This is a genomic window from Bartonella sp. AA86SXKL (assembly GCF_042196885.1).
The window spans coordinates 80,411-96,431 of record NZ_JBHIRE010000007.1 but is presented as its reverse complement, the minus strand read 5'-3'; the positions used below and the strand labels follow the sequence as shown (position 1 = coordinate 96,431).

Annotated in this window: 13 protein-coding genes and 1 other RNA gene; 8 read left to right on the top strand and 6 right to left on the bottom strand. The window is 38.0% G+C overall.

Features of this window, described 5'->3' with window-relative positions:
* Positions 1-608: 608 nt before the first annotated feature.
* From ACFIO5_RS04910 to ACFIO5_RS04890, 5 genes are all read right to left on the bottom strand, one after another.
* Positions 609-2,132 (bottom strand): Do family serine endopeptidase, encoded by a 1,524-nt coding sequence (locus tag ACFIO5_RS04910; RefSeq protein ID WP_375632961.1) that lies wholly within the window; start codon positions 2,130-2,132, stop codon positions 609-611.
* 151 nt (positions 2,133-2,283) lie between these two features.
* The gene (gene hflC, locus ACFIO5_RS04905; RefSeq protein WP_375628861.1) at positions 2,284-3,222 is read right to left on the bottom strand and encodes a protease modulator HflC; all 939 of its coding nucleotides are present in this window, start codon (positions 3,220-3,222) and stop codon (positions 2,284-2,286) included.
* A 2-nt stretch (positions 3,223-3,224) separates the two neighbouring features.
* Positions 3,225-4,364 (bottom strand): FtsH protease activity modulator HflK, encoded by a 1,140-nt coding sequence (hflK, locus tag ACFIO5_RS04900; RefSeq protein ID WP_375632963.1) that lies wholly within the window; start codon positions 4,362-4,364, stop codon positions 3,225-3,227.
* A gap of 119 nt (positions 4,365-4,483) precedes the next feature.
* Positions 4,484-4,993: a dihydrofolate reductase gene (locus ACFIO5_RS04895; protein WP_375632965.1), complete on the bottom strand. Its 510-nt coding sequence runs from the start codon at positions 4,991-4,993 to the stop codon at positions 4,484-4,486.
* On the bottom strand, positions 4,990-5,784 hold the full coding sequence (locus ACFIO5_RS04890; RefSeq protein WP_375618242.1) for a thymidylate synthase: 795 nt from the start codon (positions 5,782-5,784) through the stop codon (positions 4,990-4,992). The genes ACFIO5_RS04895 and ACFIO5_RS04890 overlap by 4 nt, the downstream gene beginning before the upstream one ends.
* A gap of 213 nt (positions 5,785-5,997) precedes the next feature.
* On the opposite strand from ACFIO5_RS04890, the gene ACFIO5_RS04885 reads away from it, so the two are divergent.
* The 3 genes from ACFIO5_RS04885 to ACFIO5_RS04875 all read left to right on the top strand — a co-directional run bounded on the left by ACFIO5_RS04885 (position 5,998) and on the right by ACFIO5_RS04875 (position 11,528).
* Positions 5,998-7,305, top strand: a complete 1,308-nt coding sequence (locus tag ACFIO5_RS04885) for an MFS family transporter (RefSeq protein WP_375632967.1) — start codon at positions 5,998-6,000, stop codon at positions 7,303-7,305.
* 952 nt (positions 7,306-8,257) lie between these two features.
* Positions 8,258-9,568, top strand: a complete 1,311-nt coding sequence (locus ACFIO5_RS04880; protein ID WP_375632969.1) for an MFS family transporter — start codon at positions 8,258-8,260, stop codon at positions 9,566-9,568.
* 652 nt (positions 9,569-10,220) lie between these two features.
* The gene (locus tag ACFIO5_RS04875; RefSeq protein WP_375636794.1) at positions 10,221-11,528 is read left to right on the top strand and encodes an MFS transporter; all 1,308 of its coding nucleotides are present in this window, start codon (positions 10,221-10,223) and stop codon (positions 11,526-11,528) included.
* 68 nt (positions 11,529-11,596) lie between these two features.
* Here ACFIO5_RS04875 and ACFIO5_RS04870 read toward each other — a convergent pair whose 3' ends face one another.
* Positions 11,597-11,902, bottom strand: a complete 306-nt coding sequence (locus tag ACFIO5_RS04870) for a DUF2853 family protein (protein WP_375618238.1) — start codon at positions 11,900-11,902, stop codon at positions 11,597-11,599.
* Between the two features lie 97 nt (positions 11,903-11,999).
* On the opposite strand from ACFIO5_RS04870, the gene ssrA reads away from it, so the two are divergent.
* From ssrA to ACFIO5_RS04845, 5 genes are all read left to right on the top strand, one after another.
* Positions 12,000-12,356: a transfer-messenger RNA gene (gene ssrA / locus ACFIO5_RS04865) on the top strand.
* A gap of 179 nt (positions 12,357-12,535) precedes the next feature.
* Entirely contained in the window at positions 12,536-13,087 is a 552-nt protein-coding gene (locus ACFIO5_RS04860; RefSeq protein ID WP_375636796.1) for an SspB family protein, read from the top strand.
* Positions 13,088-13,095: 8 nt separating this feature from the next.
* Positions 13,096-13,278, top strand: a complete 183-nt coding sequence (locus ACFIO5_RS04855) for a DUF4169 family protein (protein ID WP_375612011.1) — start codon at positions 13,096-13,098, stop codon at positions 13,276-13,278.
* A gap of 10 nt (positions 13,279-13,288) precedes the next feature.
* The gene (locus ACFIO5_RS04850) at positions 13,289-13,540 is read left to right on the top strand and encodes a ribbon-helix-helix domain-containing protein (protein ID WP_273788067.1); all 252 of its coding nucleotides are present in this window, start codon (positions 13,289-13,291) and stop codon (positions 13,538-13,540) included.
* Between the two features lie 121 nt (positions 13,541-13,661).
* Positions 13,662-16,001: an ATP-dependent helicase gene (locus ACFIO5_RS04845; protein WP_375636798.1), complete on the top strand. Its 2,340-nt coding sequence runs from the start codon at positions 13,662-13,664 to the stop codon at positions 15,999-16,001.
* Positions 16,002-16,021: the final 20 nt, after the last annotated feature.

Genomic DNA, 16,021 nt, shown 5'->3' with positions numbered 1-16,021 from the left:
GTCCATTAAAAACAAACATATTCTTTGTCATTATTTATGAATAATAATACTGAGCTTAACCTATACAATCAAACAGCTTTATTTTTTCCTATAAAAACAGTATACTAATCTGCTTTATAATAGGAGATTCAGAACTTGTCTTCTTCACGCTCTCTTTTTTATAACTATTTCTTCATCCATCACCAAGAAAGGTGTAAATATATATATAACTAATTTAGTCTAATATGATTTTTCTCTAAGATAGTTTTTTTCAAACTGAAGTGAAAAAAACGTTCTCCATAGCACATAAAGTACAATCACAAAGGACTAAAAGTCTCACTAAATAAAACATTATTTATAATAATAATTGACTTAAACACAAAACATAGATCTCTTATGCAGCATTTCAAAGTCTAGGCTGTTGCAAGATTGGAAACTAGCAAATCTATGATGGTGCCAACTTGTACTTTTATTTAACGTAGAAACAGAGCTGCCCAATGGATTTTATATTGCACACCCCATGCTCTCTATCGTGAAATGAGCTTGAGAAACATTGGATATCACATGCCTGACTTGCAAAATATCCCATTACTAAGGCTGATAAAAAACAAAAAAATAATTTTTAAGGATCAATCCATTAGGAGCGTTACGAACCGTAACTCTCCATCTGGACGCGCTACAATAAATAGAGCATTTTTGCGTCCAGCTTCACGTAATTTATGAATACGTTTTTTAGCCTCATCAATTGTTGTGATAGAACTCTGATTGATATCAACAATCACTTCACCAACGCGAATACGCTTTTTATCCGCTGCACTATTTTGTGCAACAGCTGTCACCACTAATCCTCGAAGTTTATCTGAAATTGAATAACGATGACGCAAATCCTCTGTCAGTTCAGATAACGTCATTCCCATAAATTGCATTGTCACGTTTTTCGACAGATCTTGATTTTTTTTATCAGCAACTTCTTCTGTATCTTCATTTGGATCTGTTTCAATCAAACGTCCAAGCTTAACTTTTACTGTTTCTTCTTGCCCATTGCGTAAAATAGTAACGTCCACCACTTTTCCTTCTGAACTTTCTGCAACTAAACGCGGCAAATCACGTGCATGCTTAATTTTGGAATTACCAAAGGAAAGAATAACATCTCCAGTTTGTAACTGGCTATTATCTACATTATTTTCTTCCGTCTGTTCTATTTTACCAGCCACCAATGCTCCCACAGCATTGTCCAATTTTAAACTTTTTGCAATATCCTCTGTTACCGGCTGAATACGAATAGCCAACCAACCACGCCTTATTTCTCCAAAATCACGCAATTGATTAATAACAGAAAGAGCCATATCCGATGGAATAGCAAATCCAATACCGATAGATCCTCCCGAAGGTGAAACAATTGCTGTATTAATGCCAATGACTTCACCATTTCTATCAAATAACGGACCACCAGAATTGCCCCGATTAATTGCTGCATCTGTTTGAATAAAATTATCATAGGGACCAGCATTAAGATCACGGTTACGTGCAGAAATAATACCAACCGTCACACTTCCACCAAAACCATAAGGATTACCAATAGCCATAACCCAGTCACCAATACGTGCTTTTTCTGAGTCACCAAAACGCACAGCTTTTAATTTTTTACTTCCTGCATCGACTTGAAGCAACGCCAAATCAGTTTTGCTATCCTTTCCAAGAAGCTTTGCCTTTAGTTTTGTACCATCCGTAAAATTAACTTCAATATCATCAGCATCTACAATAACATGATAATTTGTAACAATAATCCCTTTTTGCGCATCAATCACAAAACCAGACCCTAAAGAACGCACCTTTTGAAATTGACTATCTTTTTGACCATCCTTGGGTATAAAAAAATCACTAAAATATTCCTCCAGCAATGAATCTTTTGGGATAACGGGTACCGAGGTGTTTGCATCCTGTTCTGTTCCTTCAACAGTCTGCGCCGTGGAAATATTCACAACTGTTTCCAAAAGCTCAGAAGCTAAATCAGGAATAGAAAGCAATGCCTTGCTTGTCTCGGCTCCCCAAGACAAACTCACTGATCCTGATAGAAACAAAGTCACACAAAAAACAACTCTTGTGATAAAAAACTTTAAAAACGTATTTTTACTCACGACACTTCTATCCATGACATGCCTTTAATCAAAGATGCAAAGAGCCCCACTAAATTTATATACGGAAAACCAGCACGGCTCGATACTCTCTACCACTTTTACCATAAAAGAAAATGGTCACAGATCATTCTTTTCATGCAAAATCTCGTATCTGCAATCCATTATTTTATCTATTCTCTCCCGATTTTGGATCAGTTTTACTGAGGCCAGTATTCATTGTCGGTAAGAATGCTTTATTTGCCTGCGGCGGATTACGAAAATAGAAAAAGAAATCCTCATTTGGAGAAATCACCATCGGTGTTTTCTCTAAATTCTTGTATTGTTCCATCGCCAACCAAAAATCGTAAAAAGACGGATTAGCCTCCCTCGCATTCAATAAAAGACGAATACTTTCAGCTTGACCTTCACCACGGGTAATTTCAGCATCACGCTTTGCAGCTGCTACAATTTCTTCATATTCACGATTAGCTTCTGCCACAATACGATCTCGCTCCTGCTGACCACGAGCCCGGATATTTTCCGCAGCAGCTTCACGTTCAGCTGCCATTTGCCGATAGACATCTTCTGAAACAGCATCAGTCAAATCGGTTTTACGAATACGCACATCAACAATGGCAATACCCAACGAACCTGCATCTACAGAAAATTGCTTCTGTACTTCAGCCATCATCGCGCCTCGTTCATCCGATAAGGCTGCTTTAAATTCTCGCTTACCATAAACAGCACGCAAAGCGTCAATAAACCGTGGTGCAAGGTTTTCACGTGCCGCAATTTGTGGACGCCCAGAAGCAATGCGCTGTAAAAACAACTTAGGATCTGTAATACGGTAAATAAAGAACGCATCCACCTCATAATACGCACCACCACGAACCTGTACAGATTGTGTAGGAACATCGTAACGCAATAACCGATTATCAACAATGATCATCTTATCGATAAAGGGCGCCTTGAAATAGATTCCAGGATTAGATTCTACCTGAACAATTTGTCCAAAACGCTTAATTGCTACCTGTTGACGAGGATAGACGATAAAAACGGACATCCACAAAATCATCAAAACAAACACTATAGCACTAAAAACAAACAAAAAGCGAGATTGCTGCATAATTAATCTCCTCCAGAAATACGAGAATCTAAGAGTAACGCAGGACGCGCTGATGTTGCCTTTACTTTTTCCGATGACTTGCTACGCAACAATTCGTTCAAAGGCAAATAAGGCATCGCTGGAGAATTTGCCTGATCAAGAACCAGCTTATTTGGTGAAGAAAGAATCCGCCCCATCGTCTCCATGTAGAGACGGTAGCGAGCAGCTTCTGGTGAAATCGCAGCCTCTCGAGCTATCGCCTGAAAACGTTCAGCACGCCCTGTTGCCTCTTCAACCATTTGTGCCTTTTCACCTTTTGCGATTTCCCGTGTGCGTGAAGCTTCACCATTTGCTAAACCAATTTTCGTAAAACGCACACGATTCCCCTCTTCAATCATTCTTCCACGTTCCTGCTCCGCCTGCTGAACAGAATTAAACGCAGCAGCAACCTTTGTCGGAGGAGCAGCTTCACTGATAGAAACACGGCTTATTTCGACACCAAGTTGATATTTATCCACAGTCAACTGGATAATCTTTCTAACGTCATTAGCAACTTCTTCTTTCTTGTCACGTAAAACATCATCAACCGGCCGCGAACCAATGACCTCACGCATTGCACTCTCAGCAACTTGGCGGACAGTTCCCTCTTGATCATTCACATTGAATAAAAACTGACTAGGGTATGAAATCCGATAATAAACGGAAAAATTAACATTAACGATATTTTGATCACTCGAAAGCATTAAACCATCACTTTGTTGCGCCTGACCGGGCTTCCCACCAATCGCGATTGTTTTTTCCGTTAAAGGTACTTTCATATAGGTCTCAATTGGCCAAAAATGAAAATGCAACCCATCACCAATAATGCCTTCTTTAGGGATGCCAAAGCGCAACTCTACCGCTTGTTCATTTTGCTGAACAATATAAATTGACTGGTATAGCCAAAAAAACACAATAAGCAGAAGGAATAAAACAGAAAAACTGCTTCTCCCGAATTGTTTAAACTGATCCTGCCCTTTGCGCAAAATTTCATTAAGATTAGGACCATTTTCACCACCATTACCGCCACCAGAACCAAAGAGATTCTTAGCTGGTGTTTTTTTGTCACCACTGTTTTTATCGCCACTCCACGGGCCACCACCATTTTGATTTGTCCAGGGCATTATCACCTCTTTAACTGATTACCACTACTCGAACACCAACCATTTGCTTGATCTTATAGGGTGTCTCTTACCTCATTACAATACAACTGATAAACCCTTCCACTTCATATTACAAAAAATTATTTCCGCTCATAAACAACAAAACGTGTCGGATGACTATCTTTATCCCCTTTTGGAATATCTTGTGTTTGCACAATAGTCCACTTTTCTTTATCAAAAACAGGAAAAAAACTATCACCTTCTATAGAAGCTAAAACTTCTGTAAGGAATATTTTATCAGCCATATGCAACCCTTGTTGAAAAATTTCACCCCCACCAATAATAAAAATTTCCTCTACATCATTTTGAGAAGCAACATTTGTTGCAAGAGAACAAGCTTGCGATAAAGAGTGAGCAACAACAGCCCCTTCAGCACAAAAGGTACAATCACGCGTAATGACGATATTTGTACGCTCTGGTAAAGGTCTCCCAATAGAATCCCAAGTTTTTCTTCCCATAATAATGGGCTTACGCAACGTCAAAGCTTTAAAGCGTTGCAAATCCGTCGATAAATGCCACGGCATTGCACCTTCACGACCGATAACACCATTTTCTGCAACAGCAGCAATTAAACAAATGGAAATCGTCATATTGCTACCGGCGCTTTAATATGGGGTTGTGCTTCATAATTAAGCAACTCAAAATCCTCAAATTGAAAAGAAAAAAGATCTGTTACCGCTGGATTTATGCGCATACATGGCAAAGCATTTGGTATACGAGACAATTGATATTTTGCCTGTTCAAAATGATTAGAATAAAGATGAGCATCTCCCAGAGTATGAATAAAATCGCCTATTTTAAGACCGCTTACTTGCGCAATCATCATCGTTAGCAATGCGTAGGATGCAATATTGAATGGAACACCTAAGAAAATATCCGCCGAACGCTGATAAAGTTGACAAGATAATTTCCCCTCCGCAATGTAAAATTGAAAAAGACAATGACACGGAGGCAACGCCATTTCCTCTATTAATGCAGGATTCCAAGCTGACACAATCAAGCGACGAGAATCTGGCGTTTCCTTAATCATCGTTAAAAGATTGTTAATTTGATCAATATGGCGTCCATCAGGAGCAGGCCAAGAACGCCACTGATAACCATAAACAGGACCAAGATTTCCCTTTTCATCAGCCCACTCGTCCCAAATTGACACACCATGCTCTTTCAACCAAGCGATATTTGTATCGCCTTTAAGAAACCACAAAAGTTCATAAATAATTGAACGTAAGTGTAGTTTCTTTGTTGTCAACAACGGAAATCCTGCTTGTAAATCAAAGCGCATCTGATACCCAAAAATAGATCGCGTTCCAACACCCGTTCGATCTGTCCGATCAATACCCTGATTTAAAACATGAGATAAAAGAGCAAGATATGATTTCATAGGGCTATTATGTCCGATTCTTCTCATTATAGAAAATAAAAACTGTAAAATCCGTACAAAGATAATTCAAATCTTTTTCCAAAAACATCTTACACAAGAAATTATCATGATCTGACTAAATTTTTGATGCAAAAGATAAAATACTATAGACAGCTTCTAAAAAAATGACATAAATGAACAAAGATGGATGAACATGAAATAAAGGGATCGACTATGGAAAAACAAGAAGCTTTAAAACCACATGATACAAGAAAACGTATCTGGGCTATCGTGTCCAGTGCATCAGGTAATCTAGTAGAATGGTATGACTTTTATGTTTATTCCTTTACATCTATTTATTTTGCATCACAATTCTTTCCCTCAGATGGCAATGACGTTACGCAACTTTTAAAAGCGGCGGGTGTTTTTGCTATTGGTTTTCTTATGCGCCCAATCGGCGGATGGCTTTTTGGCTTCATTGCCGATCGTTATGGACGCAAACGCTCAATGCTTATCTCTGTTTTTATGATGTGTGGTGGTTCGTTCTTAATCGCCCTACTTCCTACCTATGAAACCATTGGAATGGCAGCAGGAATTCTTTTACTTTTACTCAGAATGCTTCAGGGGCTTTCTGTCGGTGGTGAATATGGTACAACAGCAACTTATATGAGCGAAATCGCCCTCAAAAATCGCCGAGGATTTTTTAGCTCTTTCCAATATACCACACTGATTGGTGGTCAACTTCTAGCCAGTCTCGTTATATTCATTTTAGCGCTTTATCTCACCGAAGATCAGCTAAAAGCGTGGGGCTGGCGTATTCCATTTGCCATTGGTGGATGCGGCGCAATTGTTGCGATTTATCTACGCCGCACACTCCATGAGACAACGACCAAAGAAAGTCGTTCTAGTGCACAAGCTGGTAGTATTAGGGGACTTCTGAGCAACCACCGAAAAGCTTTCTTTCTGGTTATTGGCTTTACAGCTGGAGGATCGCTCACATTCTACACCTATACGACTTACATGCAGAAATATCTGATCACAACCACTGGCTTTGATAAACATACAGCCACAACAATCATGACAGCTGCACTCTTTGTTTTCATGTTACTCCAACCCCTCTTTGGTGCTCTTGCAGATAAAATTGGAACAAGAACTTCACTCCTTATTTGGAGTGTCTTATCTATTATCTTTACCATTCCTGGACTTAATATGATTGGTAGTACTGATAGTACATGGATTGCTTTATCAGTCATTACTGGAATGCTCTGCATTATGAGCTTTTATACATCTATCTCTGGCATTGTAAAATCAGAAATGTTTCCCGCTTCAGTACGAGCAATAGGAGTTGGGCTCTCTTATGCTATTGCCAACGCACTGTTTGGCGGTTCTGCTGAATATGTTGCGCTTGGATTAAAAGATCTTGGATATGAATCTGTCTTCTATTTTTATATAACCGGCATGATGATTATTGCATTCATCTCTGTTCTCTTAATGCCAGATGCTCGCAAAAAAGGGTATTTACAAGGAGACGATATTCATTAACCTTTAATGTTAAAAAACAAGGATTTTAACAAAAAAGCCCAGTATTCTGGGCTTTTTTATATTCTTTCCGATAGCAGTTTAAAGCTCACAATTTTTTATCCCTTCAAACACTCTAAAGAAGCAATGTTCCCTCCTGCACACGCCGCTTATAAAAATAAATGGCTTCATATTATTATGTAATAAATACTTCTTTTACTGAATTTAATTCACTGAAGATAAAAAACGTTTGATTTATTTTAATATTCCCATTCCCACTCAAAGTCGAAGACAAGTGATTATCTTTCAAGAAATTTTATCAATAATAAAGATTACACTCATGATTTTGTTTAATACGTTCTTAATGGTACCCCTCATGCAACACAAATCCTTTCATGAAAAATAGAAAATACCATTATATTATGAATTCACACACTTTTTTGAGAAACATTTCTCAATGCACCCAACTCCATTTCACAACGGCACTCGTGAATGACATAACGTAAAAGCCCCGTAAAGTATAAACATGGGCACTACTCTCTTTACACTTAATAAAAGTGCAAGCCGCTATCATTATATTATTGATGAACTCTTAATATTGTACTCCCCCTTAACACTTAAGATCATTCATAAAAAGTATTTTAACAGATACACCAACCTTGCATGCAATAGTCAATAACATCATTTTACGAAACAACATCAAGCATATAAACTAAAGAGTATCATATCTTCATAAACACTCTGCATATGCAAATAATTCACAATCAAACAAAAAATAATATTTCCTTAAGGATAGTAAAAAGCGTATGATTTACGCAATATAACAACACCATGAGCCCAAAACACCACTGATAGCTCTAGAAAAAATCTTTATGTTTCCCTAAAAAATTATCATGATACAATGGCGTTTTTATAATGCACATCGTAAATAGCTTTAAAAAGAAGAAAAGTTATAAATCTAAAAGGGGAATACTTCATGAATAATCAAACAACTTTAGATCCACATGATACAAGGAAACGTATTTTTGCTATCATATCCAGCGCATCAGGAAATCTGGTAGAATGGTACGACTTTTATGCTTACTCCTTTGCATCGGTTTATTTTGCATCACAGTTTTTTCCTGAAGATGAAGATATTGTTACACAACTGTTAAAAACGGCAGGAATCTTTTTTATTGGCTTTCTTATGCGTCCAATTGGAGCATGGCTCTTTGGCTGCATTGCCGATCGTTACGGACGCAAACGCTCAATGCTTATTTCTGTTTTTATGATGTGTGGTGGCTCTTTTCTCATTGCCATACTTCCCACTTATAAAACCTTGGGAATAACAGCAGCATTTCTTCTCCTTTTAGTCCGTATGTTTCAAGGACTTTCCGTTGGCGGTGAATATGGTACAGCAGCAACTTATATGAGCGAAGTTGCACCGAAAAATCGTCGCGGGCTCTTTGCTTCTTTTCAATATGCAACAACGATCTCAGGTCAACTTCTCGCAAGTTTTATAATATTTATTTTAGCCCTTTACCTTACTGAAGATCAGTTAAAAGCGTGGGGATGGCGTATTCCTTTTGTGATTGGTGGCTTTGGAGCAATCGTTGCAATTTATCTGCGTAGTTTGCTCCATGAAACAACAACCCACAAAAGCCGCTCTGAAAAACATGCTGGTAGTCTTCGAGAACTTTTTCGCAATCATAAAAAAGCTTTCTTTTTGGTTGTTGGCTTTACAGCTGGTGGATCACTCACATTTTATACATACACCACTTATATGCAAAAATATCTGATCACAACCACGGGCTTTGATAAACAAACCGCAACAACGATAATGACTGCCGCCCTCTTTGTTTTTGTGCTACTCCAACCCCTTTTTGGTTCCCTAGCCGATAAAATTGGAGCAAGAGCTTCACTCATTAGTTGGGGGGCATTATCCATTATCTGCACCATTCCTGTACTTAAAATGATCGGTAATGCCCATAATCCATGGACAGCACTCTTAATTATTATTGGAATACTCTGTGTTATGAGTTTTTATACGTCCATTGCTGGTATCATAAAAGCAGAATTGTTCCCTGCTTCAATCCGAGCAATTGGTGTTGGATTTGCTTTTGCCATTGGCAACGCACTCTTTGGCGGTTCTGCTGAATATGTAGCGCTTGGATTAAAAAATATGGGATACGAATCTGTTTTCTTTTTTTACATCGTTGGTATGATGGTCATTGCACTCATCTCTATTCTTCTTATGCCCGATATAGATAAAGGAGGATATCTCGATAAAGACGATAGACTTCATTAAACTTATTTTCTGGATAAAAAAGCCCAAGAAATTGGGCTTTTTTTGATCTCCTCTCCACCCTAGTAAAGAACGAAAAGCCCGCCCTACATTCGTCTTACAAACGACTCAGTTTCTCTTAAATTGTCTATAGTTACTGCCTCTTTATGTAATTTACTTGATAAGATTCTATGGGCAGCCCTACCCTAAATATTTATCACGATATCTAAAAAACACCTCATACGGAAAACCTTATCTGAGGCTTACCTCACCCTCCTAAATGATGATATGTTATGATACAATAAGATAAGTAAGGACACAAAATCCCCTTTTACATTACTTAAGCTTTATGAAATATTTTCAGTTTTTGGGCTTTCTGTTCATAAAGACCATCTCTTCTATGATCTTCCGGTATGATTCCAATAATTGCATTCTTCTCATAAAGTTTAAAGGTATCTTGATCTACTTTTCAATGTTCTCTCCCTTTAAATGCAATATGATAACTTTTTATTCTACAACACAAGTAAAAATCTTAAAACGAATGACAACATAACTCTAATAAATCATCTTAAAGAGTTTCCCTAAGAAATTGTTATAATACAATTGAATTTTTCTGGAAATCATAAACAATTATGTTTAGAAAATATGAACTATAAATCCAAAAGGGGAACAATTCATGAAAAATGAAACAACTTCAGCATCACAGGATGCAAGAAAACGTGTTTTTGCTATTATAGCAAGCGCATCAGGAAATCTCGTAGAATGGTATGATTTTTACGTTTACTCATTTGCATCAATTTATTTTGCATCACAATTCTTTCCCTCCGATGGTGATACGATTACGCCACTGTTAAAAACCGCGGGTGTGTTTTTTATTGGCTTTCTTATGCGCCCTATTGGAGCTTGGTTTTTAGGGTTTGTCGCCGATCGTTATGGACGTAAACGCTCGATGCTTATATCCATTTTTATGATGTGTGGTGGCTCTTTTTTCATCGCCATACTTCCCACCTATGAAACCTTAGGAATAACATCAGCAATCCTTTTACTTTTAGCTCGGATGATGCAAGGACTTTCAGCAGGTGGTGAATATGGTACAGCAGCCACTTATATGAGCGAAGTTGCCCTCAAAAAACATCGTGGGCTTTTTGCTTCTTTCCAATCTGCCACCCTTATTACAGGTCAACTTCTTGCCAGCTTCATTATATTTATTCTAGCATCTTATCTCTCTGAAGATCAGTTAAAAGCATGGGGATGGCGCATTCCTTTTGTAATTGGTGGATTCGGAGCAGTGATTGCGATTTATCTGCGTCGTTCTCTCCACGAAACAACCACGAAAGAAAGCCGCTCTCACAAACACTCTGGCAGTCTTAAGGAACTACTCACCAAGCATACAAAAGCCGTTGTCATAATTGCATGCTTTGCATCAGGAGGATCACTCACATTTTACACCTTTACGACTTATATGCAAAAATATCTGATCACAACCACCGGCTTTGATAAACATACCGCAACAACGATTATGACAGCTGTACTATTTATTTTCATCCTATTCCAACCCATAGCTGGTATCATAGCCGATAAAATTGGAACAAAAACTTTACTTATCATTTGGAGTATACTCTCTGTCATCTTTACATTTCCTGGACTCTGGATAATCGGTAATACGCATAATATATGGATTGCCTTTTCCGTCATTATTGGCTTGCTCTTCATTATGAGCATGTATACATCCATCTCTGGTGTCGTAAAATCAGCAATGTTTCCCTCTTCAATACGCGCATTAGGCGTTAGCATCTCTCATGCCATTGGTAACGCCTTATTTGGTGGTTCTGCTGAATACGTTGCGCTTGGATTAAAAAAGTACGGTCATGAATCACTCTTTTATTTTTATATAACCGTCGTGATGATCATGGCATTCATTGCTCTTCTCTTTGTCCCAAGTATGCGTAAAGGAGGCTACCTCCAAGAGGATGAAAAACATTAATCCTTTTTATCAACGAAAAAGCCCAAGAAATTGGGCTTTTTTTATCATTATCACAAATTTAATATTGTTTAAATTTTATGAAGTGCATTAAGTTGCTTAGCAACTAGATAATAGAAAGTCATACGACTTTTTCTACGCTCTCCAGACATCATCTCAGCCACTTTTGAAACAGCCATTTTAGCACTCTTCTCATCAGCTTCTAAAACATCTTGAACCCATTTTTCAACACGTTCTAACTCTTTTGGATCCGACGTAGCAACAAGCGCTGCATCCTGCTTTTTCATCACCAAAGCTAAACGACGGCTAAGTCGTTCTACTGCTGCTTCATCGGGATTTGAATCATATAGTTTAATATCTGCTAAATTATTTGTCATTTTGCATCATCTCCTCTCCAAAAATGAGCGGACTATATTTTACAGCCGCACCATATAGCTCCATAAATAATTAGAGGATTAAAAATATTAACAACCCCCCCTTTTCCTAAGACTGTTCTTCATCTATATTTAGAGTGCTGGTTTACCAGCTATGGTAATAAATGGACGATGAAATAAACCTATTGGACCCGGGGGCGGTACCCGGCGCCTCCACCAAAATATAAGAAACCAAAGTTATATTTTGGTGGGGGCGAAATAGGATCGACAAGGGTGTAAAGATCGCTCTTTTACTCGGCATTGTACCACCGTTATCGGGCTAAATGAGTAGTTGCAAATGACAACTATGCGGAAGCACGTCTCGCCGCTTAAGGTGGTGTGAATGTTTCAATTTAAGTCTTAAACCGTCGCAGGTTTAAGCGGGGTTCGGAGGCACCTGGCAACAGAAGCCTTCACTTTTTTAAATGTTGTTGATTGATCTTTCAGACATTATCAGACATTATTTACCATAGAGTTTCGTATTTATTCGATTTATTGAGGTGTATCGTAGAAAAAATCTGCTAATTTAAAATATATTCTATCACACAATATCAATACGCCCCATTCTGCTACGTGAAATAAAAGGAATAAACTTCGATGGTTAAAGATCAAATCCGTTACGATATTCTCGTTCAGGATGCGCTTCGTGGAGTTATCCGTAAAGTTTTATCGGAAGTTGCCAAAGCAGGTCTTCCGGGAAATCATCATTTTTTTATAACTTTTTTGACAAATGCCCCAGGCGTTAAAATTTCTCCTCGGCTAAAAAATCGCTATCCCGAGCAAATGACAATCGTCTTACAACATCAATTTAGAGATCTCAGTGTTTCAGAAACAGCTTTCGAAGTAACCCTCTCTTTCAGGGAAATAACCGAAAAGCTCGTGATTCCTTTTACTTCCATTCAGGTCTTTTATGATCCTGTAGCAGCATTTGAAGCAGCATTTGATCTGCCCTCAAATCTGACCTCTGGAGAAAGTGAAAATTCAGAAAATACCTCAACTACGCCCATTACCTTATCAAACAAACAAAAAATAGAAAATACGCTTACAAAAGAACAAAATCTCAGTACAAATAAAGAACCTTCAAATAACGATGCAAAACAAAATCAAAGTGCTGATGTTGTCTCTTTAGATTCCTTTCGGAAAAAATAATTTTTTTCATGACTGAATTGATTAATCTTCGCCAATTTCGAAAACAAAAAAAACGTACAGAAAAATCTCTTTGTGCTGAGCAAAATCGTTATCGTTTTGGACGAACAAAAACTGAAAAAAATTTTGAGCAGCAAAAATCTTTAAAAATGCAAAAATTTCTTGATCAAAATCGTTTGCGAAACGACGAATAAAGGTGGAAAAATGCACGAAAATAATTCTATCGATTGGTCAAAAGTCATTCCACGAAAGATATCTGTTCGCGTTGATGGACACGCAACAAGCGTCTCTTTAGAACCACCATTTTTAGATATTCTAAAAGATATAGCCCGCAAAAAAGGACAATCTTTAGCCTTTATTATTACCGATATTGATAGCAAAAGACCACAACAAGTAAATCTTTCGGCTTCGTTACGCGTTTATGCCCTTCAAAGCGTTCTCACCCAACGCCTTTAATGTTTGTGCTTATTTTTTTTACGTTCTCTTTCAGTCTGTTCAACTGAAACTGTTGTGACTTTTTAAGAGAAGTTTTTTTAATCTAGAACTTCAATGAAAAAAAGACTACAAAAGAGAGATAATGAGTAATTTTTCTGATCATACCATACCTTTCTTTGAAGAAGATTCCCCTCCAGACCATGATAAGAAGAGCTCTGGTTTTTTCTCCCATACTCTAAAAGAACAAAAATCATATAACACAGACTATTTAGAACAACTCAATCCAGAACAGCAACAAGCTGTTATGAATACTGAGGGACCTCTTTTAGTTCTTGCAGGTGCTGGTACAGGAAAAACGCGCGTTTTAACAACCCGTATTTCTCACATTTTACGCTCTGGACTTGCCTCTCCTCAGCAAATACTTGCTGTCACTTTCACCAACAAAGCAGCACGTGAAATGAAAATACGTATTGGTGAACTTATTGGAGAAGTTGTTGAAGGTATGCCTTGGCTTGGAACCTTTCATTCCACTGGAGCTAAAATTTTACGCCGTCACGCAGAGCTTGTTGATTTAAAAAGAAACTTTACAATTCTTGATAGCGATGATGTTCTTCGACTTTTAAAACAACTTATTCAAGCTGAAGGATTAGACGATAAGCGTTGGCCCGCACGAAACCTTGCCATGATGATTGATTCTTGGAAAAATCAAGGACTTTCACCAACACATATCTCAAAAAGTGATGCTCATTCCTTTGGTAACGGCATGGGACGTGAACTTTATCACAGTTATCAAAATCGATTAAAAGATCTTAATGCTTGTGATTTTGGTGACCTTCTACTTCATTCTATCTCTATCTTCCAACATAATCCAGATATTCTTCGCGAATACCATTCTCAATTTCGTTATATTCTTGTCGATGAATATCAAGATACAAATACAGCACAATATCTTTGGCTTCGCCTTTTGGCCCAACATCCTCAAGGTCAACATGTTAATCTTTGTTGTGTTGGTGATGATGATCAATCCATTTATGGATGGCGTGGTGCAAAAGTCGAAAACATATTACGTTTTGAAAAAGATTTTCCTTCTGCTAAAATTATTCGTCTAGAACGCAATTATCGCTCAACATCCCATATTCTTAAAACCGCCTCCCATCTCATTGCTCATAATGAAGAAAGACTGGGAAAAGTCCTTTTTTCTGCTCAAATAAAGAGTGAGGAAGAAAAGGTAAAAATTCATTCAGCATGGGATTCGGCAGAAGAAGCACGAGCAATCGGAGAAGAAATCGAACGCGCACAACAAACCGGTCATGCATTAAATCATATGGCTATATTGGTACGCGCATCATTTCAAATGCGTGAATTTGAAGATCGTTTTGTAACACTTGGCCTTAATTATCGCGTCATTGGTGGTCCTCGTTTTTATGAGCGAATGGAAATACGTGATGCCATGGCTTATTTACGCGTTGTTGTCCAACCTACTGATGATTTAGCTTTTGAGCGTGTTATTAATACACCAAAACGCGGCATAGGAGATGCAACCCTGCGCATTCTTTATGAGAGTGCACGTGCACGTGCTGTTCCTCTCTTTTCTGCTGCCGCTGACATCATTGAAACAGATGAATTAAAGCCTAAGGCACGCAGTGCGTTACGAAGCCTTATTGAAAACTTCCGCCGCTGGCAAAATATGCTTCAAGACACTCCTCATAGAGAACTTGCCGAGATTGTCCTTGATGATTCTGGTTATACAACCATGTGGTTAGAAGATCGTTCACCAGAGTCTCCTACAAGACTAGAAAATCTTAAAGAAATGATTCGTTCCATGGAACAATTTGAAAATCTTCAAAGTTTTTTGGAACATGTTGCACTCGTTATGGAAACGGAAAATAATGAAAATATGGATGCAGTCAACATCATGACACTTCATTCAGCCAAAGGGCTTGAATTTGAAACAGTTTTTCTTCCAGGTTGGGAAGAAGGACTCTTTCCCCACCAGCGCTCATTAGATGAAGGTGGACGTTCAGGATTAGAAGAAGAACGGCGTCTTGCTTACGTAGGTCTAACAAGAGCAAAAAAACATTTGCATATATGGTTTGTATCGAATCGAAGAATTCATGGACTTTGGCAACCTGCTCTTCCCTCCCGTTTTCTAGATGAATTACCAGCAGAACATATAGAAGTTGTAGAAATGCAAACATCCTATGGTGGTTATGGAAAATCTTCCTTTCAACATCACGATTCCTTTTATAATGACTATGCAACAGCAAGACAAAAGCGTACACAAAAAAACAAAAATATTGAAGGGAAAGTTATCTCTCAATCAATCTCTCATGTACCATCAGATTTTTCTGTCAATGATCGGATTTTTCACATAAAATTTGGTTATGGTCGTATTACAACAATAGACGATCATAAATTGACAATAATGTTCGAAAAAGCCGGAGAAAAGCGTGTACTAGACAATTTTGTAAACAAAGCTTAATTACAAGTAAACCACGATCA

What these genes read in the sequence shown, in the direction of transcription:
- ACFIO5_RS04910 (WP_375632961.1), bottom strand. Translation starts at nt 2,132, where the DNA reads ATGGATAGAAGTGTCGTGAGTAAAAATACGTTTTTAAAGTTTTTTATC.
- hflC (WP_375628861.1), bottom strand. Translation starts at nt 3,222, where the DNA reads ATGCAGCAATCTCGCTTTTTGTTTGTTTTTAGTGCTATAGTGTTTGTT.
- hflK (WP_375632963.1), bottom strand. Translation starts at nt 4,364, where the DNA reads ATGCCCTGGACAAATCAAAATGGTGGTGGCCCGTGGAGTGGCGATAAA.
- ACFIO5_RS04895 (WP_375632965.1), bottom strand. Translation starts at nt 4,993, where the DNA reads ATGACGATTTCCATTTGTTTAATTGCTGCTGTTGCAGAAAATGGTGTT.
- ACFIO5_RS04890 (WP_375618242.1), bottom strand. Translation starts at nt 5,784, where the DNA reads ATGAAATCATATCTTGCTCTTTTATCTCATGTTTTAAATCAGGGTATT.
- ACFIO5_RS04885 (WP_375632967.1), top strand. Translation starts at nt 5,998, where the DNA reads ATGGAAAAACAAGAAGCTTTAAAACCACATGATACAAGAAAACGTATC.
- ACFIO5_RS04880 (WP_375632969.1), top strand. Translation starts at nt 8,258, where the DNA reads ATGAATAATCAAACAACTTTAGATCCACATGATACAAGGAAACGTATT.
- ACFIO5_RS04875 (WP_375636794.1), top strand. Translation starts at nt 10,221, where the DNA reads ATGAAAAATGAAACAACTTCAGCATCACAGGATGCAAGAAAACGTGTT.
- ACFIO5_RS04870 (WP_375618238.1), bottom strand. Translation starts at nt 11,902, where the DNA reads ATGACAAATAATTTAGCAGATATTAAACTATATGATTCAAATCCCGAT.
- ACFIO5_RS04860 (WP_375636796.1), top strand. Translation starts at nt 12,536, where the DNA reads ATGGTTAAAGATCAAATCCGTTACGATATTCTCGTTCAGGATGCGCTT.
- ACFIO5_RS04855 (WP_375612011.1), top strand. Translation starts at nt 13,096, where the DNA reads ATGACTGAATTGATTAATCTTCGCCAATTTCGAAAACAAAAAAAACGT.
- ACFIO5_RS04850 (WP_273788067.1), top strand. Translation starts at nt 13,289, where the DNA reads ATGCACGAAAATAATTCTATCGATTGGTCAAAAGTCATTCCACGAAAG.
- ACFIO5_RS04845 (WP_375636798.1), top strand. Translation starts at nt 13,662, where the DNA reads ATGAGTAATTTTTCTGATCATACCATACCTTTCTTTGAAGAAGATTCC.